This window comes from Geobacter anodireducens, from assembly GCA_001628815.1.
Lineage (GTDB): Bacteria > Desulfobacterota > Desulfuromonadia > Geobacterales > Geobacteraceae > Geobacter > Geobacter anodireducens.
Genome location: CP014963.1, coordinates 20,272 through 42,463, shown reverse-complemented (window position 1 = coordinate 42,463; position 22,192 = coordinate 20,272). Strand labels below are relative to the sequence as shown.

The 22,192-nt window shown below is 63.4% G+C and carries 17 protein-coding genes and 4 pseudogenes; 15 read left to right on the top strand and 6 right to left on the bottom strand.

Annotated features, from left to right (window positions below):
- Positions 1 to 64: 64 nt before the first annotated feature.
- The 3 genes from A2G06_00165 to A2G06_00155 form a co-directional block, all read right to left on the bottom strand.
- Entirely contained in the window at positions 65 to 667 is a 603-nt protein-coding gene (locus tag A2G06_00165) for a nucleotide exchange factor GrpE (protein ID ANA39071.1), read from the bottom strand.
- A 39-nt stretch (positions 668 to 706) separates the two neighbouring features.
- Positions 707 to 1,735: a heat-inducible transcriptional repressor HrcA gene (locus tag A2G06_00160; GenBank protein ANA39070.1), complete on the bottom strand. Its 1,029-nt coding sequence runs from the start codon at positions 1,733 to 1,735 to the stop codon at positions 707 to 709.
- A gap of 134 nt (positions 1,736 to 1,869) precedes the next feature.
- Positions 1,870 to 3,027, bottom strand: coding sequence for a coproporphyrinogen III oxidase (locus A2G06_00155; protein ID ANA41547.1), 1,158 nt, complete (start codon positions 3,025 to 3,027; stop codon positions 1,870 to 1,872).
- 126 nt (positions 3,028 to 3,153) lie between these two features.
- Here A2G06_00155 and A2G06_00150 point away from each other — a divergent pair.
- From A2G06_00150 to A2G06_00120, 7 genes and pseudogenes are all read left to right on the top strand, one after another.
- A pseudogene (locus A2G06_00150) lies at positions 3,154 to 3,932 on the top strand (carbon-nitrogen hydrolase).
- 94 nt (positions 3,933 to 4,026) lie between these two features.
- Positions 4,027 to 4,704, top strand: a complete 678-nt coding sequence (locus A2G06_00145) for a Tol-Pal system subunit TolQ (GenBank protein ANA39069.1) — start codon at positions 4,027 to 4,029, stop codon at positions 4,702 to 4,704.
- 9 nt (positions 4,705 to 4,713) lie between these two features.
- Complete coding sequence (locus A2G06_00140; GenBank protein ANA39068.1) at positions 4,714 to 5,133, top strand: protein TolR; 420 nt, start codon at positions 4,714 to 4,716, stop codon at positions 5,131 to 5,133.
- Complete coding sequence (locus tag A2G06_00135; protein ANA39067.1) at positions 5,130 to 5,870, top strand: energy transducer TonB; 741 nt, start codon at positions 5,130 to 5,132, stop codon at positions 5,868 to 5,870. The genes A2G06_00140 and A2G06_00135 overlap by 4 nt, the downstream gene beginning before the upstream one ends.
- Complete coding sequence (locus A2G06_00130; GenBank protein ID ANA39066.1) at positions 5,870 to 7,168, top strand: Tol-Pal system beta propeller repeat protein TolB; 1,299 nt, start codon at positions 5,870 to 5,872, stop codon at positions 7,166 to 7,168. The genes A2G06_00135 and A2G06_00130 overlap by 1 nt, the downstream gene beginning before the upstream one ends.
- A gap of 128 nt (positions 7,169 to 7,296) precedes the next feature.
- Positions 7,297 to 7,881, top strand: a complete 585-nt coding sequence (locus A2G06_00125; GenBank protein ID ANA39065.1) for a peptidoglycan-associated lipoprotein — start codon at positions 7,297 to 7,299, stop codon at positions 7,879 to 7,881.
- 91 nt (positions 7,882 to 7,972) lie between these two features.
- On the top strand, positions 7,973 to 8,809 hold the full coding sequence (locus A2G06_00120) for a tol-pal system protein (GenBank protein ID ANA39064.1): 837 nt from the start codon (positions 7,973 to 7,975) through the stop codon (positions 8,807 to 8,809).
- A gap of 57 nt (positions 8,810 to 8,866) precedes the next feature.
- Here A2G06_00120 and A2G06_00115 read toward each other — a convergent pair whose 3' ends face one another.
- A complete protein-coding gene (locus A2G06_00115) occupies positions 8,867 to 9,202 on the bottom strand; it encodes a preprotein translocase subunit TatA (protein ID ANA39063.1) in 336 nt (111 codons plus the stop codon).
- Positions 9,203 to 9,433: 231 nt separating this feature from the next.
- Here A2G06_00115 and A2G06_00110 point away from each other — a divergent pair.
- Positions 9,434 to 10,347 (top strand): annotated as a pseudogene (locus tag A2G06_00110) (quinolinate synthase).
- A 33-nt stretch (positions 10,348 to 10,380) separates the two neighbouring features.
- On the top strand, positions 10,381 to 10,920 hold the full coding sequence (locus A2G06_00105) for a gamma carbonic anhydrase family protein (GenBank protein ANA39062.1): 540 nt from the start codon (positions 10,381 to 10,383) through the stop codon (positions 10,918 to 10,920).
- Positions 10,921 to 10,985: 65 nt separating this feature from the next.
- Here the strand turns inward: A2G06_00105 and A2G06_00100 are convergent, their stop codons facing one another.
- Entirely contained in the window at positions 10,986 to 11,825 is an 840-nt protein-coding gene (locus A2G06_00100; protein ANA39061.1) for a hypothetical protein, read from the bottom strand.
- Positions 11,826 to 12,121: 296 nt separating this feature from the next.
- Here A2G06_00100 and A2G06_00095 point away from each other — a divergent pair, with 296 nt between their 5' ends.
- The 4 genes from A2G06_00095 to A2G06_00080 all read left to right on the top strand — a co-directional run bounded on the left by A2G06_00095 (position 12,122) and on the right by A2G06_00080 (position 19,152).
- Complete coding sequence (locus A2G06_00095) at positions 12,122 to 13,558, top strand: GntR family transcriptional regulator (GenBank protein ANA39060.1); 1,437 nt, start codon at positions 12,122 to 12,124, stop codon at positions 13,556 to 13,558.
- Between the two features lie 75 nt (positions 13,559 to 13,633).
- Positions 13,634 to 17,107 (top strand): transcription-repair coupling factor, encoded by a 3,474-nt coding sequence (locus A2G06_00090; protein ID ANA39059.1) that lies wholly within the window; start codon positions 13,634 to 13,636, stop codon positions 17,105 to 17,107.
- Between the two features lie 60 nt (positions 17,108 to 17,167).
- Entirely contained in the window at positions 17,168 to 18,109 is a 942-nt protein-coding gene (locus A2G06_00085) for a peptidylprolyl isomerase (GenBank protein ANA39058.1), read from the top strand.
- 77 nt (positions 18,110 to 18,186) lie between these two features.
- Positions 18,187 to 19,152: a peptidylprolyl isomerase gene (locus A2G06_00080; protein ID ANA39057.1), complete on the top strand. Its 966-nt coding sequence runs from the start codon at positions 18,187 to 18,189 to the stop codon at positions 19,150 to 19,152.
- Between the two features lie 105 nt (positions 19,153 to 19,257).
- Here the strand turns inward: A2G06_00080 and A2G06_00075 are convergent.
- Positions 19,258 to 20,141 (bottom strand): annotated as a pseudogene (locus A2G06_00075) (integrase).
- Between the two features lie 145 nt (positions 20,142 to 20,286).
- On the opposite strand from A2G06_00075, the gene A2G06_00070 reads away from it, so the two are divergent.
- Positions 20,287 to 20,715, top strand: a complete 429-nt coding sequence (locus A2G06_00070) for a MarR family transcriptional regulator (protein ID ANA39056.1) — start codon at positions 20,287 to 20,289, stop codon at positions 20,713 to 20,715.
- A gap of 42 nt (positions 20,716 to 20,757) precedes the next feature.
- Positions 20,758 to 22,166: pseudogene (locus A2G06_00065) on the top strand (protoporphyrinogen oxidase).
- Positions 22,167 to 22,192: the final 26 nt, after the last annotated feature.

Genomic DNA, 22,192 nt, shown 5'->3' with positions numbered 1-22,192 from the left:
TGTGGTCTCTCTGGAAACAACGTAGTCATCGCTCTCCCCAAACGCAAGGGGTCGGCGGAAATTTTTACGCGGCATCCTTGGGCACTGTGGCCACGGATACCATGGCGGGGCGAAGGAGCCGTTCGTTCAGCAGATACCCCCTCTGGAAGACCTCGACCACCGTATTGGGGGGAAGCTCGGCAACCTCCACCTGGCACATGGCCTGGTGATACGCCGGATCGAAGACAGTTCCCCGGCCGGCCTCCACGGCGACCACGCCGAATTTCTTCAAGGTGCCCACCAGCATGCCGTGGGTCATCCTGATTCCCTCGATAACCGCGGACAGGCTTTCACTGTCCGCATGGCCCAAGGCCCGCTCCATGCTGTCCACCACCGGCAGGATGTCCTGCAGGAGGCTCTCGTTGCCGTACTTGAGCAGCTCTTCCTTCTCTTTCTGGGTCCGACGGCGATAGTTCTCCAGGTCGGCCCGCTCACGCACGAATTTGTCCCAGTTCGCAGCCGCCTCGGCCTCCTTGGCCGCCAGTTCGGCCTCAAGCTGCCCGATCCGCTCGTCGCCGGCAAGGTGCCGTACGTCTTCGCCCTTCCCCTGGGCGGCTTCGCCGGCATGGCCAGCGGCCGTGATGGTTTCATCTGCACCCTGTGCGGTGCCGTGTTTCTTTTTATCCACGCTGATTGTCCTCCCTGCGAATATGCTGCCGAACCGCCCCTATTCCCCTTCCAGGAGCCTGCTGACCAGCTTCGCGGTATAGTCGACGATGGGGATCACCTTGGCATAGCCCATGCGAGTCGGGCCGATGACCCCGAGTACACCGAGGGTGTTCTTGCCCGTGAGGTACGTGGAGGTGATGATGCTCAATCCCTCCATCTGGCTGAGATGGGTTTCGGCGCCGATGAAGATCTGGACGCCCTGGGCATCGAGGCACCGGTCCAGGAGCCCCACCAGTTGATTCTTTTCCTCGAACGCCCGGAAAAGATCCCGCATCCGCCGCGAGTCGGCGAACTCGGGTTGTTCAAGGATATTGGTCTGCCCCTCGATGAAGATCTGGGCCCCGTCGTCATTCAGGCTCTGCTCCGAAAACTGGAGCGCACGGGCGAGGAGCTTGTCGTAAAGGACCTTCTCGTTCCTCATCTCCTCCAGCATCCGCATGCGGACCTGGCCCACCGGCACCCCCACCAGAAGCTCGTTCAGGTAGTTGGACATCCTGATCAGCTCTTCGGAGGAAAACTCCTCGTCGGATTCGATGAGACGGTTCTGGACTGCGCCGTTATCGGCCACCAGGATGGCGAGGATACGGCGCCCTCCCAGCTTTACGAACTCGATGTGCCGGAAAATAGTGGCTGAGAAGCGGGGAGCCAGGACGATCCCGGTGTAGTGGGAAACCGAGGAGAGCAGCCGGCTCGTTTCGTGAAGGACGGCGCCGATATCCCGGCCGGCCCCCACATAGCGCTTGCGGATCCGCTCCCGCTCGGCCTTGTCGATGCGCCGAACCGCCAGGAGCGAGTCCACGTAGAAGCGGTAGGCCTTGTCGGTGGGCACCCGCCCCGCCGAGGTGTGGGGAGAGACGAGGAACCCCATCTCCTCCAGGTCGGCCATGACGTTGCGCACCGTTGCCGGCGACAGGGTCAGGCCGTGGCGCTTGGTCACGGCACGGCTGCCGACCGGCTCCGCCGTCGAGATGTAATCCTCGATGATGGCTTCGAGGATAAGCTTGTTACGCTCGGAAATATCTGTCATCTCTCGGCCCCACAAAGCAGATTAGCACTCAAGGGACGTGAGTGCTAACTGGTTGCTAAAGTAACAACCGACCCCCGCTTTGTCAAGGGGGTTTCCCGCTTCCGGAGAGGGGATAGACGAGTGACGCAGACGGGTCAGAGGAAGGAGGCGAATACCCGGTTGGCGAGGATGGTCCCCCGGGGGGTGAGCTTCAGCCGCCCCCCCCCGCGCACGAGGAGTTCTGCCGAGCAGAGGCGGTCCACTTCGCAGCCGTACACGTTTTTCACCGTATCGCCGAACTCCCGGGCAAAATCCTCTTCCCGCACCCCGTCCAGCAGTCGGAGCCCGAGGAAAAAATACTCGGCCATGGCGTCGGCGCGGGAAAGGGCCGACTCCGCCTCCCCGGGAAGCTCCGCCGCCGCAAGGGTGTCATGATAGAGCTCCAGGTCGTCGGGATTCTTCCAGCGCACGCCAAAGGCCGGAACGCGCAAAAAGGAATGGGCGCCCGCGCCGAACCCCAGATAGTTCCGACGGAGCCAGTAAGCCTGATTGTGGCGCGAACGCCGGAGGGGACGGGCAAAATTGGCGATCTCGTAGTGCTCGAAGCCGGCTGAGACCAGCACGGCCGCCGTGGCTTCGAACATGAGGGCCGACCCCTCTTCATCGGGCAGCACCAGCACTCCCCGCTCCTCCATGACCCCGAAGGGGGTGCCCTCCTCAACCGTGAGACCGTAGGCCGAAACGTGATCGGGAGTAAGAGCCACGGCACAGGCCAGTTGCTCGCGCCATTGGTCGGGCGTCTGACCGGGAAGCGAGTGGATGAGGTCGATGCCGATATTGTCGAAGCCGGCACGGCGGGCCGCCGCAACGGCCTCCCTCGCTTGGCGGGCGGTGTGGAGCCGGCCCAGCAGGGCCAGCATCCCGTCGTCGAAGGACTGGACGCCCAGGGAGAGGCGATTCACCCCCGCGGAGCGGAAATCGGCGAGCCGCTGGAAGGTGACGGTGCCGGGATTGGCCTCCAGGGTTATCTCCGCGCCGGGGCCAAGGCCATAGCAGCGCGCTGCCGCACCGATGATGCGCTCCACGGCCGCCGGCGACAGAAGCGACGGGGTCCCTCCGCCAAGGTAGAGGGTAGTCGCTGGAGAGAGGGGGGGGGGATTCGCCGCCGCGACCCGCATCTCCATCTCCCGGGCCACGAGGGATGCGTAGTCGTCGATCGCCAGGGGCGCGTCCGACCGTGAAACGAAAGAGCAGTAACGGCACTTCTTCAGGCAGAAAGGGATATGGACGTAGAGATGCAGCGGCTCACTCATGCCCCCCATGATACGCCACTGCCCAGCCGGCCGTCCACCATCTATTGAGTTGAAATATAAGCGGGTTAACGGTACACTCTTTCGTCATCCACAGGGTTTGTATCCCCTGAACCCGGAGGCTTTCCCATGAATCGGACCGTCAAGGCAGGAGCCGTACAATTCACTGTCAGGCTCGGCGACATTGACGCCAACGTGGCGTACGTCCAGGAGGCCCTGCGGCGACTGGCATCCCAGGGGTGCCGGCTTGCGGTTCTCCCCGAGATGTGGAGCACCGGCTACGCTACAAGGAACTCAACGAACTGGCCAAGCGGACCCCAGAGGTGGTGGCGGAGCTGGGCCGGCTCTCCAGGGAACTGGACATGGTCATCGTCGGCAGCATGCCGGAACCCCATGGCGAAAAGGTGTTCAACACCGCGTATGTTCTTGATCATGGCGAACTGCTCGGCTCCTACCGCAAGATCCACCTCTTCTCCCTCATGGGGGAGGATCGCTCCCTGGATGGCGGCGACCGGTGGCTGGTGGTCGATACCCACGTGGGCCGGCTCGGCGTGTTCATCTGCTACGACCTTCGCTTCCCGGAACTGGCGCGACGGCTGGCGGTTGAAGGAGCCGAAATCATCGTTGTCCCGGCCGAGTGGCCCAAACCGCGGGAAGAACACTGGCGGACGCTGTTGCGGGCCCGGGCCATCGAGAACCAGCTCTTCGTGGTGGCCGCCAACTGTTGCGGAGTACAGGGCAAGCTGGACTTCTTCGGCTCCAGCCTGATCATCGGCCCCAAGGGAGAACTCCTGGCCGAAGGCGGCTACGAAGCATGCGAACCCATGGCAACCCTCGACTTCCAGGTGATGGAGACATGGCGCGGCCAGATACCCTGCTTCGCCGACCGCAGACCGTCCTGCTACTGAAACAGTTGACGGGCACAAGGACAAGGTCTAAGCTACCTTTTCGTTCCTAGTTACATTATTCCGAGGGCGGATACCCTCAACCGGAGGTTGTATCGTGACACTTTTCGCTGGGACCGGGCTGGTGGTCAAGCTGGTGCTGGTCGTGCTCATCTTCTTTTCCGTGGTTTCCTGGGCCATCATTTTCTTCAAGCTCCTGCAGATCAACCGGGCAAACGGCGAGTCGGACCGGTTCCTTGACTTCTTCTGGAAAACCAAGCGTTTCGATGCCATCAGCTCCCAACTGGACCGGTTCGGAAACTCCCCCCTCTCGGTGCTGTTCAGCGAAGGCTACGCCGAATTGCGCCGGCTTCTCGACAAAGGAGGAGAACAGCGGGACGAGCCGGGCGTGGTGAGCACCGACCTGGGAGGGATCGAGAACATCGCCCGTGCGCTGCGCCGCGCGACCACCTCGGAGATCACCAGGCTGGAGAAGTACGTGACCTTCCTGGCCACCACCGGCTCCACGGCACCCTTCATCGGGCTGTTCGGGACGGTCTGGGGGATCATGAACGCATTCAAGGGAATCGGTGAAACCGGCTCCGCATCGCTGGCCGTCGTGGCACCGGGCATTGCCGAGGCGCTGATCGCCACCGCCATCGGCCTGGTGGCTGCCATCCCGGCGGTCATGGCCTACAACCACTTCCAGCACAAGATCAAGGTCCTCATCGCCTCCATGGACAACTTCTCCACCGAATTCCTCAACATCGTCCAGCGGACCTTTGCGGGAAAATAGGGAGTCTGTATGGAAGTCGGCAGCAGAAACAGCGGCGACCGCGGCACCATGTCGCAGATCAATGTCACCCCCCTGGTTGACGTCATGCTCGTGCTCCTCATCATTTTCATGGTGACTGCACCCATGATGCAGCAGGGGGTCCAGGTAAATCTTCCCAAGGCCGAAACCAAGGCCATGACCGCCCAGGACGAGGCGGTGGTGGTCTCCATCGACCGGGCCGGCAAGGTGTTCGTGAACAGCACCGAAGTGGCCTCCGGCGACCTCACGGCCAAGCTGACCGCCATGGTGGCAAACCGGGCCAAGAAGGAGGTTTTCCTGAAGGCCGACCGGGATGTCCCCTACGGCCAGGTGGTCAAGACCATGGCCGAAATCAAAGGTGCCGGCATCGAGCGGCTCGGCATGGTGACGGAGCCCGCGCCGGGGAAATGAATCGCAGTATCACCCATCGAGAATCGGGCCTTGGCTGGGGGTTCGCGGCATCGGCTCTGCTTCACCTGGCCCTCGCCGCACTGGCCCTGGTCGTCCGCTTTCAGGTACCGCGCTACACGGAGGCCCCGGTCTACTATGTGGACGTGGTGAACCTGCCGGTAGCATCTCCGAGAGCCGGAAGCCCCACGGTCGGCGGAGCCCCTCCCGAGCCGCCCCCTCCCGCCAGCCAGGCCATGACCATTTCCCGGCCGGCACCCCGCGCTCCTGCCGCTGTTGGCAAAAAATCGTCCACCACAGCCGACACCGGCAAAGAGTTCGAAGATCGGCTTTCCGCGCTCAAACGCAATGTGGACGAGCGGCGCCAGGAAGCGGCTTTCGATGCTCTCAGGCGCAAAGTGAACGGCAGCGGCCGGGCTGAACCGGCAGGAATGCCCGGTGCGACCGGCACCCAGGCCGGAAGCGATTACGCCGCGTACATCCAGTCACGTCTCAGGGACGCCTTCCGCTACACCATCGCCCACCAGTCAAAGACGCCCGAAGTGGTGATCCGGCTGACCATAGACCCCCACGGCCGCGTAGCGCGCCAGCGGATCGAACGCTCGACCGGCGACCGGATATTCGAGGAATCGGTCATGAAGGCCATCGCCATGGCGGAGAAAACGTTCACTCCGCCGCCGTCCGGGGGGGAGTTCGAAACCGGCTTCATCTTCAGGCCGGAGGGGGTAGGGAAGAGATAATGAAACGCGTACGAATCATTGCCACGCTCCTCGCCCTGCTGGTCGCCGCCGTCATGCCGGCGGTGATCCATTCCGAGGATGTCTACCGCGAGGTGACCGCTTCGGGGGCGCACAACCTCACCCTTGCCGTGGATAATCCACGGAATCTCGGCGGTGCCGACGATGCCGCCCTGGCCCGGGACATGGCCGAAGTACTCAGGTTCGACATGACCTTGGCGGGCCCCTTCAGCGTGGTGGCTCCGCCGGCGGGCACCGCGCCGGGGGGAATTCGCCCCGGCGAGTTCGACCTGGGCTCCTGGAGGAACGCCGGCGTTGATCTGCTGGTCAAGAGCGGCTACACCATCGCCGGTGACTCTGTCACCGTGGAGTTCCGCCTCTACAACGCCACCCAGGGACGCGAGCTCGCTGCCAAGCGCTATACCGGCAAACGCTCGGATCTGCGCCGGATCACCCACACCTTTTCCGACGACATCATGCAGGCAATGACCGGGGAACGGGGCCCCTTCACGGGCAAGATCGCCTTTGTCTCCACCGAGAGCGGCAACAAGGAGATCTACCTGATGGACTACGACGGGCACACCGTGCAGCGTCTCACGAAGAACCGCTCCATCAACCTGAACCCCGATTTTTCCCCCAACGGCCGTGAGCTCGCCTATACCTCCTATCGTCGCGGCAATCCGGATCTTTTCCGGCGCGAAATATTCACCGGAACGGAAGCGGTGGTATCGTCACACCGGGGCATCAACGTTACCGGCACCTGGTCCCCGGACGGCAAACAACTGGCCCTTGCCATGAGCCGGGACGGCAATTCCGAAATCTACGTAATTTCCCGGGACGGCAGGGAGCCCAGACGGCTCACCACCCACCAGGCCATTGATGTTTCACCCGCCTGGTCTCCGGATGGCAAGCGGATCGCCTTTGTCTCGGACCGGCTCGGCAAGCCCCAGGTATTCATCATGAACGCCGACGGCTCCGACGTGCGGCGGCTCACAACCAGCGGCGCCTACAATGTCTCGCCCCGCTGGTCGCCCAAGGGAGACAGGATCGTCTACTGCCGTCAGGAGGGGGGCTTCCAGATCTACTCCATCGCACCGGACGGAACCGACGACACCCGCCTCACCAGCGAAGGAAGCAACGAGCATCCCCGCTGGTCCCCGGACGGACGGTTTCTGACGTTCAGTTCCACCCGCGACGGAGGCGAAGCCATCTACGTCATGCGTTCCGACGGCAGCGGCCAGACGCGGGTCTACCGAAGCAAGGGAAAAGCATCCCATCCGGCTTGGTCACCACGATGGTAACACCCTGTTTTTTGGGGGTATACTGCCTAAACCATTGAAAAAGCATCACCATTATATATAATTGATCGCGTTAACGCGGCGCGGGTCGTACCCGCCCGACCACTGCATTAACGAAAAGGAGAGGAACCATGCATTCTCGCACACTCGGTGTCGTTGCCCTGGCTTGCTTCGCCCTGTCTCTCGTCGGCGGTTGCGCAAAGAAGGAAATGGTGAAACCCGACCAGGCCGCTCCGCCGGTTGCCGCCGCGCCCGCATCGCCGGCGCCGCAGCCTGCCCAGCCCAGAGAGGAACCGGTCAAAGCCCAGACCATAACCGAAGCCCCCGTGGCGGTGGCTTCACAGACATCGGACACCTCAGGCAGAGCCGAGGCCGCCGAAACATCCCTTGAACGCATCTATTTCGAGTTCGACGCGTTCGTCCTCTCCCAGACCGCCCGCGACACGCTCTCCCGCAATGCCGAGGCGCTGCTGAAGAAGATGCCCAACGCCAAGGTATCCATCGAAGGGCATTGCGACGAGCGCGGCTCCGACGAATACAACCTGGCTCTTGGTGAAAAGCGGGCAAAGGCGGCCATGAGCTACCTGATCACCCTGGGCGTGCCGGCCGCACGGCTGTCGATCATCAGCTACGGCGAGGAAAAACCCCTCGACCCCGGCCACAGCGAAGAGGCCTGGGCGAAAAACCGGCGGGCTGAATTCGTGATCGTAAAATAATCCCGCAAGGGCTGGCACGAAGGGGAGCCGTTGACGGCTCCCTTTTTCTATGATAACACCGTCCCTCCAGCCAAAGGAGACCGATTAGCCCATGAAACAGTTGACCATGCCTTTGACTGCCCTGGCCCTTTTCACCCTCGGAGGGTGTGTCACCAGCAGTGACCTTGACGTTGTCCGGCGCGATCTGGACGAACTCAAGAACCGCCAGTTCCAGATGGAGAAAGAGGTCGGCGGCGTACGGACCGAGGCGACTGCACGCATTGAGAGCTCATTCAAGGACCTGGACTCGGAACGGGCCGGAGTACGCAAGGGGCTGGCCGACCTGCAGGCGGCCATGGACGGGATAAAGGTGGACATGCAAGTCCTTGCGGGCACCCTGGACGACGTTAAGCTCGCCGCCAAGAAACCGGGCGACGATCTGACCCTCCTGCGGGAGGATCTGGAGCGCAGGCTTACGGCCCTTGACCAGCGCCTGGCCAAGACCGAGACAGGGATCGAGGCGCTGCAGAAAAAGGTTGCCGAGCAGGCAACCCCGCCGAAGGAGGCGGAAAAGCCGACTCCCGAAGCCCTGTACCAGAAGGGTCTTGACGCCTACCGGGCGGGAAATTACGGCGTTGCCCGCGAAAGCTTTACCCGCTTCCTGGAACAGCATCCCAAGCACGAACTGGCGGCCAACGCCCGGTACTGGACGGGCGAAACCTACTACAGCGAGAAAAAATTCGAACAGGCGATCCTGGAGTTCCAGGAGGTCATCAAGAACTACCCGGGCAAGGAAAAGGTGCCGGCCGCCATGCTCAAGCAGGCAGCGGCCTTCTCTGAGATCGGCGATGCCAAAAGCGCCCGCTTCGTCCTCCGCAAGCTCGTGGACGACTACCCCGCCTCCGAGGAGGCCAAACGGGCAAAAGACAGGCTCAAGGAGCTGAAATGAAACAAGGCGGGGTTTTCACCCCGCCTTGTTTGTTTCTGTACCCTGACCAACGATGTTCTAGGCTGTTTTTTCCTCGGATTCCGGGTTGCCCGCAACCGGGGCCGGTCCGCCCTGATGCGCCCCACTGGCGGCCTGGTCCTCGTAGGCCTTTACCTCGGCAGCCAGGTCCCGCTTGACAGGCTCGGCAGCGGCCTCCCCCTTTTCCGCCTTTTCCTTATCATCCAGCGTCCGGACCTCTTCAGCCAGGTTCCGCTGGAAATCGTCCGAGGCGCGCTTGAACTCCGCCAGCCCCTTGCCGAGCGAACGGGCGATGTCGGGGAGCTTCTGGGGCCCGATGACGATCAGGGCGATGACGAGTATGACGATAAGCTCCGGCATCCCGATTCCAAACATGATGTCCTTCCTCCTCTTTTCGGCAGCCGGTGCCTCCGATCCGCCGCATCTGGCTGCACGCGCAACAGAAACCAGACCGCGCGGCTGTGAAAATAATAGGTGTTCTGCCCAGTTATGTCAAGCGCAGCCTGCAGAAGGCGGTCTAAAGGGTTTGACAGCGCGGCGAACATTGATTACCATCTACCCCATTTCGCGCCGTATACGGGCGCCTGTGACACGGGAGAGCGCGCCATGCACGCCAACGACATCAGCCAGGGCATACGGAAGCTCCTGAAGGAGCGTAACGCTGTGCTCCTGGCCCACAACTACATGAGGGACGAGGTGCAGGAGATTGCCGACATAACCGGCGACTCGCTCGCTCTCTCCCAGGAGGCGGCCCGCACCGGCGCGGACGTCATTGTTTTCTGCGGGGTTCACTTCATGGCCGAGTCGGCTCGATCCTCTCGCCGGATAAAACGGTCCTTCTGCCGCGCATGGATGCCGGCTGCCCCATGGCAGACATGGTAACCGCCGAGGCGTTGCTGGAGATGAAGGCCCGTCACCCCGACGTGCCGGTTGTCACCTACGTGAACTCCTCGGCGGCGGTGAAGGCCGTCAGCGACATCTGCTGCACCTCGGCCAATGCGGTCAAGGTGGTGAATTCCCTCCCGGACCCGGAGGTGATCTTCGTTCCCGACCGTAACCTGGGGCAGTTCGTGGCAAAGCAGTCCGGCAAGACGTTCCACTTCTGGGACGGCTTCTGCCCCACCCACGAGCGGCTGAAGCCCGCCGACGTACAGAGGCTCAAGGAAGCGCACCCCGACGCCCTCTTCATCTGCCATCCCGAGTGCAACCCCCTGGTCGTGGCCCTTGCGGACCACGTCTGCTCCACGAGCGGTATGTACGAATACTGCCGTAAAAGCCCGGCACGGCGGTTCATCATCGGCACTGAGGCGGGAATTCTCTACCGGCTCCGCCTGGAGAATCCGGACAAGGAGTTTATCCTCGCCTCGCCGGCGCTCATCTGCCCCAACATGAAGCTGACCTCACTGGAAGACGTGCTGGCGAGCCTGCAGGCCATGTCGCCGGTGGTGAAGGTCCCCGAAGATATCCGGGTGCCGGCCAAGCGCGCCCTGGACCGGATGATCGCCATCCCCCGGGATTGACACCGGACCTATCACCACAGCCAGAGGTATCCCATGATTCGCCCTTTCAAGGGGATGAGCCCGCAGATCGCCCCGTCGGCCTTCATTGCCGAAACCGCCGTTGTGATCGGTGACGTGACCATCGGCCCCGAAAGCAGCATCTGGTACAACGTGGTTGCCCGAGGCGACGTCAACTTCATCCGCATCGGCGCCCGGAGCAACATCCAGGATCTCTCCATGCTTCATGTGACCCACAAAAAGCACGCCGACGACCCGGGAGCCCCCCTTGTCATCGGCGATGACGTGACCGTCGGGCACAGCGTGACCCTCCACGGCTGCACCATCGGCAATGGCGCCTTCATCGGCATGCAGGCAATGGTCATGGACAATGCGGTGGTGGGCGAAGGAGCGCTCGTAGGCGCCCGGTCACTGGTGACGGAGGGGACCGTCATCCCGCCCCATACCCTCTGGGTGGGGGCGCCGGCAAAGTACAAGCGCGACCTGACCCCCGACGAGATTGCCTGGCTGAGGCGCTCGGCAGACAACTACGTGCGCTACTCGCGGGAATATCTTGAGGAAGGCGCGGACCGCTGAAACAAACGGAGCCGGTCCCCAAAGGGCCGGCTCCGTTCAGGTTCCCGACATGGTCAGCGGCGGTTTCAGAAATCCAGAAGCAGGACCCGCCCCTTTTCGCTGTCCGACGGCAGCGCCTTTTCTCCTCCCACAACAGGGACGACGCCACTCCGCTTCGCATCCTCTCCCCGTGCCTGCACCACCGCGGTATCCTGGTTCCTGCCATCGAAGGCCGCCTGGGCGAAGTGGCCGCCAACGGTAGTAACGCCCGCCAGGCTGGCACCCCGCAGATTGGCGCACACGGCATACACGCCCGAAAGGTTGGCCCCCTGGAGGTCGGCCCCTTCCAGATCAGTCTTGAACAGCCCCGCGCCGGCCAGGTTGGCTCCCCTGAGACTGGCTCCCCGCAGATTTACCATTTCCAGCGACGCACCCCGCAGATTGGCTCCATCGAGATTGGCTCCCGCCAGGTTCGCGCCGAAGAGATCGGCTCCGGCCAGGGTTACCCCTCGCAGATCGAAGCCGGCCAATACGGCGCCGCGCAGGATGGCTCCCGCCAGATTGCGGGAGGTGCGAAGGATCTCGTGAACCTGCTCGGGGGAAGGACGCCATCCGTCCCGGCCGGACGCGGGTGTTACGGCACGGCGCGGCGCTGGAGCCGCTGCCACGGGCTGTTGGGCCGCAGCCGGTTTTTCAGCCGCAGCAACCTCAACTTTGGGTTTGCGAGACTCTTTGCGCGGTTCCTTGCGCGCAGCCTTGCGGGGTGCGCCCGTCCGGGGAGAAATGAGGCGGACGTACTCCTCGTAGCCGAGGGGCCTTTTTTTACCCCCCCGCCCGGATGCGGATGCCATGGACTCGACGGCGTGGCCCCAGATGAACGCCACCGCCATGAGCGACAGGAATAGCCTGAGCAGATACCTCGGCATAGTCGAATACGCTTGCCTCTCGTGGGTTTGAAGCGGGGAGCGGAGAGCATCATGCCTCTTTCCCTACTCTCGCTTATCGGATCATCCTCCGATTCCTTTACATATTTTTTCCGCGGCACAGGGTAGGGCAGGGCGCATCTGTACACATACAATAGTGACATTTAGCCAACTGTTATGGTTTAATTGAAGGACGACTGTGTCTATTCGGCATACGGAATTGCGACGTATACTTTCATCCACGGAGTGTGCCGGAAGGAAAACACGCACCCGGGGAGGCAAGAACCATGACGCTAGCGATGAACACGATGAAAGGCGGAGGCAAAATACCCCTCTACGAATCCGTGGCCGACCGCGTAGCCCAGCTCATCGGCGAGGGAACGTTCCGGGCAGGGGACCGGATTCCGTCGGTGCGGGCCCTGGGGCGGCAGTTCCAGGTAAGTCTCACCACGGTGATGGAGGCCTACACGCTCCTCGAGGATCGGGGGCTCATCGAGGCCCGCCCCCAGTCGGGGTACTACGTGAGAGCCCGCTTCCCCGGCTCGACTGCCGAGCCGGAAATGACGGCGCCCCCCCTGAAACCCACGACGGTCGGCACGGCGGAACTTTCCATGATGGTGATGCGGGATACCCGCAACCCGGCCCTTGTCCCGCTGGGCGCCGCCATTCCCAATCCCGAGCTGCTGCCGGTGGACCGGCTCAACCGGATGCTCGCCACCGAGAGCCGGAAACATGCCGTGGCCAGCGTTTCCTACGACATGCCGCCCGGCTGCGAGCGGCTGCGGGTCCAGATCGCCCGGCGGATGCTGGCCGTGGGGTGCGCCCTGGCACCGGACCAGATCGTGACCACCTCCGGCTGCATCGAGGCGGTGGTCCTGTCGCTGCGGGCCATCTGCCGTCCCGGGGACACGGTGGCGGTGGAATCGCCAGTGTACTACAACTTCTTGCAGGCCATCGACCTGATGGGGCTCAAGGCCCTGGAGATCCCCACCCATCCCCGCACGGGGATCAGCCTCGACGCCCTGCGCTACGCCCTTGATCACACCCCGATCCGGGCCTGCCTGGTGGTCGCCAACTTCAACAACCCCCTGGGAAGTCTCATGCCCGACGACCACAAGCGCGAACTGGTGGCGATGCTGGCGGCCCGCCGGGTTCCCCTCATCGAGGACGATATCTACGGTGATCTGAGTTTCTCCCCGGAGCGCCCCCGGGCGGCCAAGGCCTTTGACGAGGCGGGGCTCGTCCTGTACTGCACATCGGTCACCAAGACCGTTGCGCCGGGCTACCGGGTCGGCTGGGTGGCGCCGGGGATCTTCCAGAAGGAGATCGAGCGGCTCAAGGCGGTGACCACCATCGCCTGCTCTACACCCACGGAGCTTGCCGTGGCGGAGTTTCTGGCCAACGGCGGCTATGATCACCACCTGCGGCGCATCCGCAGGACCTACGCCCGCCAGATGTCCCTCATGGCCGAGGCCGTGGGGCGAGCCTTCCCGGCCGGCACCCGCGTGACCCGGCCCGAAGGGGGGTTTGTCCTCTGGGTCGAATGCCCCGAGCGGGTCGACTCCCTGGTTCTCTACGAGCAGGCGCTCACCAGGGGTATCACCATTGCGCCGGGACCCATCTTCTCGGCCACCGGCAAGTACCGCAACTGCATCCGCCTGAACGCCGCCTGGTGGGACGATCGGGTGGAGCGGGCCATCCATACCCTTGGTGAACTGGGCGCCGCCATGATGTGATTGGCGAGCCCGGCGCCTATCTGCTATCCTGTTCCGGCGATCATGGCCGCCCAGCAATCCGACACGAACCGAGCAATGACACAGACCGATACCGACCTCATCAAACGCCTCGCCGACCGCCTCACTCCCCCTGCCGCCCGGCTCACCCTTGCCGGGCTCAGGGGGTCGTCGCCAGCCTACCTGCTGGCCCGGCTCATCGGGGAGACCGGAGCCCCATTCCTCGTGGTCGCCCCGGATGCCGATGCCGCAGCCGAGCTCACTACTGAACTCCGGTTCTTCACGGGGAGACCCGACGACATCCTCCTGTTTCCCGCCTGGGACACCTCGCCCTTTGAAAAGGCATCGCCCCACGCCGACGTGACGGCCCAGCGTCTGGCAGCCCTGCGCCGGCTGGCGGACCGCAGGACCGCTGCCGTGGTAACCACGCCGGAGGCTCTGCGCCAGCGGGTAGTGCCGCGCTCTCTCCTGGACAGCGCCTCACTCTATTTCCTGCCCGGCGAAGAGAGCGACCGGGACGAGCTCCTGTCCCGGCTCGTGACCCTCGGCTACCTCAACGTGCCGCTGGTGGAGGACCGGGGGACCTTTGCCGTGCGGGGCGGCATCGTCGACATCTTCCCACCGGGCTTCGATCTGCCGGTGCGGATCGAATTCTTCGGCGACTTCGTCGATACCATCCGGAGCTTCGAGCCGCTCTCCCAGCGCTCCCTCCAGCCCCTGGAGGAACTGCTGCTGCTCCCGTCGCGGGAACTGCTCCTGACTGCCGATACCCTTCAGGGGGCGGCGTCCCGCATCAAGGCGCGCTGCGACGATCTGGAGATATCCCCCCTGGTCCGCCGCGAGCTGCTGGAACAGCTCCAAAACGGCCTCTACCCGGCCGGAGTCGAATGGCTCCTCCCCCTCTTTCACCAGAATCTGGAAACCCTGCTCGACTATGCCGGCGATGCCGTGCGGGTTCTGGTCGATCCGGCAGCCCTGGAAGAGGAGGGGGAACGGCTCTCGCGGGAGCTGGAAGAGGCCGCGGGCCGCGCCCGGGAGCGGGGCGAGCTCTTTCCCGCGCCGGAAAGCCTCTTCCTCGCCCCCACGGACACCGCGGCAGCCCTGGCTGCGGGGAGACTGGCAACCATCCCCTTCCTGCACCTGAACGAGGGTGACTCCCCGGAGACCATCGACATCGCCACCGAGACGAACGCCGACCTCAAGGCGGATATTTCGCCCGACAGCGAAGGGGTCCTGCGGCCGCTGGCCGCACGCCTCACCGGCTGGATCGAGGAGCGGCAGCGGGTGATCGTCGCCTGTCACCAGCGCGGCCAAGCCCAGCGGCTGTACGAGCTGCTGGCCCATTACCCGGTCCCCCTTACCGTCTCGGACCGCCCGTTCCCGGCGGAGCGGGAGCGGGACGACGGCAGGGTGGACATCGTTATCGGCGAAATCTCCCGCGGGTTCAGGCTGCCGGAAGGACGGCTCGTGGTCATCGCCGAAGAGGAGATCTTCGGCAGGCGCCAGAAACGGCGCGGCATCACCGAGTTGCGCAAGAAGCAGATCATGACCTCCCTGGCGGAGTTGAAGCCGGGCGATCACATGGTTCACCTGGACCACGGGGTCGGCATCTACCGTGGGCTCCAGCACCTTTCGCTCAGCGGCTGCGCCAGCGACTTCCTGCTGCTGGAGTACGCTGGCGGGGACAAGCTCTACCTGCCGGTGGACCGGCTCAGCCTGGTGCAGCGCTACGTGGGGGCCGAGGGGATCGAACCGCGGGTCGACCGGCTCGGCGGCACCTCCTGGGAAAAGGCCAAGGGCAAGGCCCGCGCGGCGGTCCAGGAGATGGCCGAGGAGCTCCTGCGGATCTACGCGGCCCGCCAGCTCCACGAGGGGCACCGGTTCTCCCCCCCCGACGATCTCTACCGGGAGTTCGAGGCCGCCTTCGCCTACGAGGAGACCTCCGACCAGCTTGCTGCCATCGAAGATGTCATCGCCGACATGACCAGCAACCGGCCCATGGACCGGCTGGTCTGCGGCGACGTGGGCTACGGCAAGACCGAAGTGGCCATGCGGGGGGCCTTCAAGGCGGTCATGGACGGCAAGCAGGTGGCGGTCCTGGTGCCGACCACGGTCCTGGCCCAGCAGCACCTGGAAACCTTCAGGACGCGCCTGGGCGCCTACCCGGTCACCATCGAGATGGTTTCCCGCTTCAGGACCCCCAGGGAGCAGAAGGACATCCTGGAGCGGGTGAAGAAGGGGACCGTGGACGTCATCATCGGCACCCACCGGCTCCTCCAGAGCGATGTGACGTTCAAGGATCTGGGGCTCCTCATCGTGGACGAGGAGCAGCGCTTCGGGGTCACCCACAAGGAGAAGCTGAAAAAGTACAAGGCAGCGGTGGACATCCTGACCCTCACCGCCACCCCCATCCCCCGCACCCTCTACATGTCGCTCATGGGCATCCGCGACCTCTCCATCATCGACACCCCGCCTGTGGACCGGCTGGCGGTTAAGACCTTCGTGGCCCGCACCTCCGACGAGCTCATCCGCGAAGCGGTCCTGCGGGAGCTCAGAAGGGGAGGGCAGGTCTTTTTCGTCCACAACCGGGTCCAGTCCATCGGGGCGTGGTACGAACATCTGCGCCGCATCGTGCCCGAGGCAAAGATCGCCGTGGGGCACGGCCAGATGGACGAGGGCGAGCTGGAGAAGGTGATGCTCGGCTTCATGCACGGGGAAACAAACCTTCTGCTCTGCACCACGATCATCGAGTCGGGCCTGGACATCCCCAGCGCCAACACCCTCATCGTGGACCGGGCGGACACCTTCGGCCTGGCCCAGCTCTACCAGTTGCGGGGGAGGGTAGGACGCTCCCGGCAGCGGGCCTACGCCTATCTCCTCATCCCCGGCGAAGGAGCCATCTCGTCCGATGCCCGGGAGCGGCTCCGGATCATCCAGGAGCTGAACGAGCTGGGGGCCGGCTTCCGCCTGGCCACCCACGACCTGGAGATCAGGGGCGCCGGCGATCTCCTGGGGGCCAAGCAGTCGGGCAACATTGCCGCCGTCGGCTTCGACCTCTACACGGAGCTCCTGGAAGAGGCGGTCCAGAAACTCAGGGGCGAGGAGCCGGTAGAGCGGGTGGAGCCGGAAATCAACCTGCGGGTGCCGGCCTTCATCCCCGAGGACTATGTGCGCGAGCCGAACCAGCGCCTCGTCATCTACAAGAAACTGACCCAGGCCGCGGCCGAAGAGGAGGTGGACGAGGTCATGGAGGAACTGGTGGACCGGTTCGGCACGCTGCCGCTGGCGGCCACCTACCTCCTGGACGTGATGAAGCTGCGGATCATGCTCAAGCACTTCCTGGTCCGGATGGCCGAGTTCGACGGTAAACGGCTCTGCCTCTCCTTCCACGAGAAGACCCCGGTTTCGCCCGACACCATTATCGGTCTCATTAAAGGAAACCCCACGCGGTATCAGTTCACCCCGGACTTCCGTCTCGTGGCGGAACTGGCCGACACCAGCTTCGAGGGGGTCCTGGCCGAAGCCAGAAATCTCTTGAAAAGGCTAGGGTGATGTGCTAGCTTTCGCAAGGTTGTTCAGTAGTTAAATCAGTTAGCTAAAAGGAGTTCGTCCGTGAAGAGACACACTATCGTCACCATCCTTTCGGTCTCCCTCTGCCTGGCTGCCCTCGGCGGCTGCAAGGGCAAGACCGAGTCCGGCACGACGGCAGCTCCGGCCAAAAAGGCAGGCCAGGTTCTCGTGGAAGTCAACGGTGACGCCATCACCGTGGAAAGTTTCAACAAGGAGCTTGAGGGGCTGCCTCCCTACCTGAAGCCCATGGCGGACACGCCGGAGGGGAAAAAGGAACTGCTGGACACCATGGTGGTGCGCGAGCTCCTCTACCAGCAGGCAAAGAAAGACGGCGTCGACAAGAGTGCCGAGATTGCCGACCGGGTGGAAGAGCTCAAGAAGCGCGTCGTGGTGGAGGCATACCTCAAGAAGAAGGTCGAGGAAGAGGTCAAGGTATCCGACGAGGAACTCAAGAAGTTCTACGAGCAGAACAAGGACAAGTTCAAGTCCGGCGCCCAGATCAAGGCCAGCCACATCCTCGTGCGGGATGAAAAGCTCGCCCGGGAGATCGTAAAGGAGCTCAAGGGCGGAGCCAACTTCGAAGAGCTGGCCAAGAAACACTCCATCGACTCAGCCGCCGCCAAGGGTGGCGATCTGGGCTGGTTCAGCAAGGGGAACATGGTCCCCGAATTCGAGAAGGCCGCCTTCGGCCTCAAGGAAGGGGAGACCTCCGGCATCGTCAGGACCCAGTTCGGCTACCACATCATCAAGGTGACCGGCAAGCGTCCCGCCGGCGAACGTACCCTTGAGGAAGTGAAGGACCAGATCAAGGCCGCAGTCCTGCCGGGCAAGCAGCAGGAAGTCTTCCAGAAGCTCAAGGAAGACATCAAGAAGGGCGCGACGATCTCCATCAAGGAAGACGTGCTCAAGGGGCTCGGCGGCCAGAGCGCGGCGGCCGAGCATCCCGCTCCCGCCCAGCCTGCCGCGGCACCCACCGCCAAGTAGTGACGTAATCACCTTCAGGAGGGGGCGGTACCGCACCAGGGGTCGCCCCCTCCTCTTTCATGTGCAGACAACGGACCATGATCAAACGCCTCATACCTTTATCTCTCGCCATCGTCCTCATCCTCACGTCCCTCTCGTCAGCCGAGGTGATAAGCCGAATCCTCGCCGTTGTTAACGATGAGATCGTCACCTCCTACGCCGTGGACAAGGAGAAACGGGCTTTTCTCAAGGAAGCCGAGCGCCAGCAGCCGCCTCCCGACCCCAAGACCCTTGCCAACCTGGACGAGGTCGCCCTCAACCGGCTCATCGACAAGAAACTCGTGGAACAGAAGATCCGCGAACTCGACATCCGGGTGGGAGAGGAGGAGGTACGTCAGGCCATTGAAGACGTGAAACGGCAGAACAAGCTCTCCCAGGAGGCCCTTGTGGCGGCCCTGGCCAACCAGGGGCTCTCCTTTGACCAGTACAAGGCCCAGATCAAGGAGCAGTTGGAGCGGCTGCGGCTCGTGAGCCAGGAAGTGCGCTCCAAGATCCAGGTGGGTGAGCGGGAGATGCGGGAGTACTACGAGGCGAACAAGGCGAAGTTCGGGGCAGAGGATATCTTCAGGGCGCGGAACATCTATTTCAAGCTCGACGATACGATGTCCGCCGAGCAGGTGAAAAAGGTGATGACCACGGCCATGACCGTCCTGCACGAGGCCCGGGCGGGCAAAGACTTTGCCGAGCTGGCGCGCCAGTATTCCGACGATCCGGCAGCCAAGGGCAACGGTGGCGATCTGGGAACCTTCCACAAGGGGGACATCCTGCCGGAATTCGAGGAGCAACTGGTACGGATGCAGCCGGGCGAGGTGAGCGATCTCATCTACACCGCCACGGGGCTCCACATCGTCAAGCTGGAGGAGCGCTCCCTCGGCACCCCCAAGCCGTTCGAGCAGGTCAAGCCCGAGGTGGAGGACCTGGTGTACCGCAAAAAATCGGAAGACCGCTTCAACCAGTGGGTGGCTGACCTGCGCAAGGGAGCGGCCATCGAACTGCGGCCGTAGCCGCCCAGCAGAGTAGAGCATGAAAAACCCCCCGGAGCCGCGGCTCCGGGGGGTTTTTCATGCCATACCCATCTTCTTTACGCCGGGATTCAGACGGCTCCCTCGCTACAGCCCTGCCTCACGCAGTTTTTCCAGAATATTTTTTTGCTCGGCGGAAAGGGACCGGGGAACTGCTACGCTGATGCGCACGTAGAGATCACCCTTGCCCGTTTTCCCCATGTGGGGAAAACCCAGGCCCTTCAGGCGAATCCTGGTACCGGGCTGAATGCCGGCGGGAACCTTGACCCGCTTGGTCCCCTCCAGGGTCGCACGTCGAGGCTCGTGCCGAGAGTCGCGTCGGTGAACCTGATCTCCCGTTCCACCACGATGTCATCCCCGTCCCGGTGGAACTGCGGATCGCCCCCCACCTTGACAATCAGGTAAAGGTCCCCCGGGCTGGCGCTGCCGAACCCTCCCTTGCCCGCCACCCGCAGGCGCGCCCCGGTTTCGACGCCGGCCGGGACCTTGACGGAGATATCTTCCCGCGTGCCGCCCCGCCGGTACGCGACCCGCTTGTCGCAGCCCGCGTAAGCCTCCCGGAAGGTGACGGAAAGCTCCATGGTGAAATCCTCGCCCCGCTGCCGTGTCCCTGTGAAGCCGAAGCCTCCCTGGCGGAATCCTCCTCCGAATATGCGGGAAAAGATATCGTCGGTACCGACCCCCATATCCTTGAACATATCCCCCACATCGAACCCCCGGAAGATGTCTTCCTGGGAGAAGCGCTGGTGGAATCCGCTGGAACCGAACTGATCGTACTGGGCCCGCTTCTGGGGATCGGAGAGGACAGCATAAGCCTCGTTGATCTCCTTGAATTTTTCCTCAGCCTCGGCGTTGCCGGGGTTTTTGTCCGGGTGATACGTGATGGCCAGTTTGCGGTAGGCCTTCTTGATTTCCTCTTCGGAAGCCCCTTTCTTCAGGCCGAGGGTTTCATAATAGTCGTGCTGCGCCATGACATAGATCCTTTCACGATGATGTGGCCCTCAGAATGTAATGGTACTTTGCCCCCCTGTCAATGAACAGGGGTTGACAGGATCAGTTCATCAGTCTAATATTTAGGAACCCGAACATTTCGTATACCGTAACAGGGATGATCGTATGGAACAGATTGAACGGATAGCGCAGTTGTACCCCGTGATCATGCGCGTGATGGGGCGGATCAGGAGCCTCGTGCACGACGGCATGGACCTGACCTACAACCAGTACAAGATGCTCCTCACCATTTACGACAAGGGGAGCTGCCCCCTTAACCTGCTGGCCCGGGAGCTGGGAATCGCCATGAGTTCAGCCAGCGAGATGGTGGAACGCCTCGTCAACCTGGGCATCGTCTATCGGGCCGTGGATGAAGATAACCGCCGCCAGGTGATCATCTACACCACCGACCGGGGTGAAGAGCTCATCCGCGAACTGAGGCACGGCATCGTCGAAAACTACCGGCAGCTCTTCGCCCGGCTGCCCGAAGGGGACCAGGAACGCCTCGCCACCGCGTTCGAGACCATTGCGGATGTCCTCGGCAAACTCGAATAACCGTACAAAGACAGTTTATCTACAGCGGAAGGAGAGAGAACCATGAAAAAGGCGATTGTGGCCGGCGGCGGCATCTCAGGGCTCGCCACCGCGTACCTGCTGAAAACCCGGGCCGCGCAGGAGGGATTTGAACTGGACGTGACCCTGGTGGAGCGGGAGGAACGCCTGGGGGGCAAAATCCGGAGCATCAAGGAAGAGGGGTATCTCTGCGAGTGGGGTCCCAACGGGTTCCTGGACTCCAAACCCCAGACCCTCGACCTCTGCCGGGAACTGGGAGCGTCCGACCTGCTCCTGCGGAGCAACGACAACGCCCGCAAGCGGTTCATCTATACCGGCGGGGCGCTGAACCGCCTGCCCGAGAACGGGCCCATGTTCCTCAAGAGCGGCCTCATCTCCTGGCCGGGCAAGCTGCGGCTCGCCATGGAACCGTTCATTCCGAAAAAGGCGGGCGGCGAGGACGAAACCCTGGCGGCCTTCGGCCGGCGCCGGCTGGGGGACGAGGCACTGCGCAAACTGATCGCTCCCATGGTGTCGGGAATCTTTGCCGGCAATCCGGAAACCATGTCCCTTCGGTCGTGCTTTCCCCGCATCGCCGAGCTGGAGGATGAATACGGCAGCCTGGTGCGGGCCATGATCCGGCTGGCGAAAAAAAAGAAGCAGGACATTGCCCAGGGCAAAGCGGTGGCCAGCGCCGCCGGACCCGGGGGGGTGCTCACCTCGTTCCGGGACGGCATCCAGGCCCTCACCGACATCCTGGCCGGGCGTCTCGGCCCGGACGCTATCGTTTCGGGCCAGGAAGTGCTGGAAGTTTCGCGGGGCGGGAGCTCCCCTGGCGGGTACGGACCGGGAGCATCGACATGGATGCGGATCTGGTGATCCTGGCGACCCCAGCCTACGCCACCGCCTCCATCATCCAGGGAGTGGACGCCGCCATGGCCGGCGTCCTCCGGCAGATCCCCTACGCCACCATGACCGTTGTCTGCTTCGGGTATGACCGGGAGCGGATCGCCCACGACCTGAACGGATTCGGTTATCTCATTCCCAAGGAGGAGGGGATGAACACCCTGGGCACGCTCTGGGATTCGAGCATCTTCGAGAACCGGGCGCCGGAGGGGCAGGTCCTCCTGCGCAGCATGATGGGGGGGGCCTGCTTCCCCGAATACGTCAACCTGGGCGACGAGGAGATCACTGCACGGGTGAAGAATGACCTTGCCACCATCATGGGCATCACGGCATCTCCCTCATTCGTCCGCATCTTCCGCCATCACCAGGCCATTCCCCAGTACACCGTGGGGCACGCCAGGCGGGTGGCCGCCCTGGAGCAGGGGGCCGCTTCCCTGCCGGGGCTTTTCCTCACCGGCAACTCCTACCGGGGCATCGGCCTCAACGACTGCGTGGCCGCCGCCAACCGCACGGCCGGCGAGGCCATTGCCCAGCTCACATCCCGCTGAACAGAAAAGGGGGGCGCCATGCCCCC

Bases quoted from the DNA above. Each gene is read 5' to 3' on its own strand.
- A2G06_00160 (ANA39070.1), bottom strand. From the start codon at position 1,735: ATGACAGATATTTCCGAGCGTAACAAGCTTATCCTCGAAGCCATCATC.
- A2G06_00155 (ANA41547.1), bottom strand. From the start codon at position 3,027: ATGAGTGAGCCGCTGCATCTCTACGTCCATATCCCTTTCTGCCTGAAG.
- A2G06_00140 (ANA39068.1), top strand. From the start codon at position 4,714: ATGGAAGTCGGCAGCAGAAACAGCGGCGACCGCGGCACCATGTCGCAG.
- A2G06_00135 (ANA39067.1), top strand. From the start codon at position 5,130: ATGAATCGCAGTATCACCCATCGAGAATCGGGCCTTGGCTGGGGGTTC.
- A2G06_00130 (ANA39066.1), top strand. From the start codon at position 5,870: ATGAAACGCGTACGAATCATTGCCACGCTCCTCGCCCTGCTGGTCGCC.
- A2G06_00125 (ANA39065.1), top strand. From the start codon at position 7,297: ATGCATTCTCGCACACTCGGTGTCGTTGCCCTGGCTTGCTTCGCCCTG.
- A2G06_00120 (ANA39064.1), top strand. From the start codon at position 7,973: ATGAAACAGTTGACCATGCCTTTGACTGCCCTGGCCCTTTTCACCCTC.
- A2G06_00115 (ANA39063.1), bottom strand. From the start codon at position 9,202: ATGTTTGGAATCGGGATGCCGGAGCTTATCGTCATACTCGTCATCGCC.
- A2G06_00105 (ANA39062.1), top strand. From the start codon at position 10,381: ATGATTCGCCCTTTCAAGGGGATGAGCCCGCAGATCGCCCCGTCGGCC.
- A2G06_00100 (ANA39061.1), bottom strand. From the start codon at position 11,825: ATGCCGAGGTATCTGCTCAGGCTATTCCTGTCGCTCATGGCGGTGGCG.
- A2G06_00095 (ANA39060.1), top strand. From the start codon at position 12,122: ATGAACACGATGAAAGGCGGAGGCAAAATACCCCTCTACGAATCCGTG.
- A2G06_00090 (ANA39059.1), top strand. From the start codon at position 13,634: ATGACACAGACCGATACCGACCTCATCAAACGCCTCGCCGACCGCCTC.
- A2G06_00080 (ANA39057.1), top strand. From the start codon at position 18,187: ATGATCAAACGCCTCATACCTTTATCTCTCGCCATCGTCCTCATCCTC.
- A2G06_00070 (ANA39056.1), top strand. From the start codon at position 20,287: ATGGAACAGATTGAACGGATAGCGCAGTTGTACCCCGTGATCATGCGC.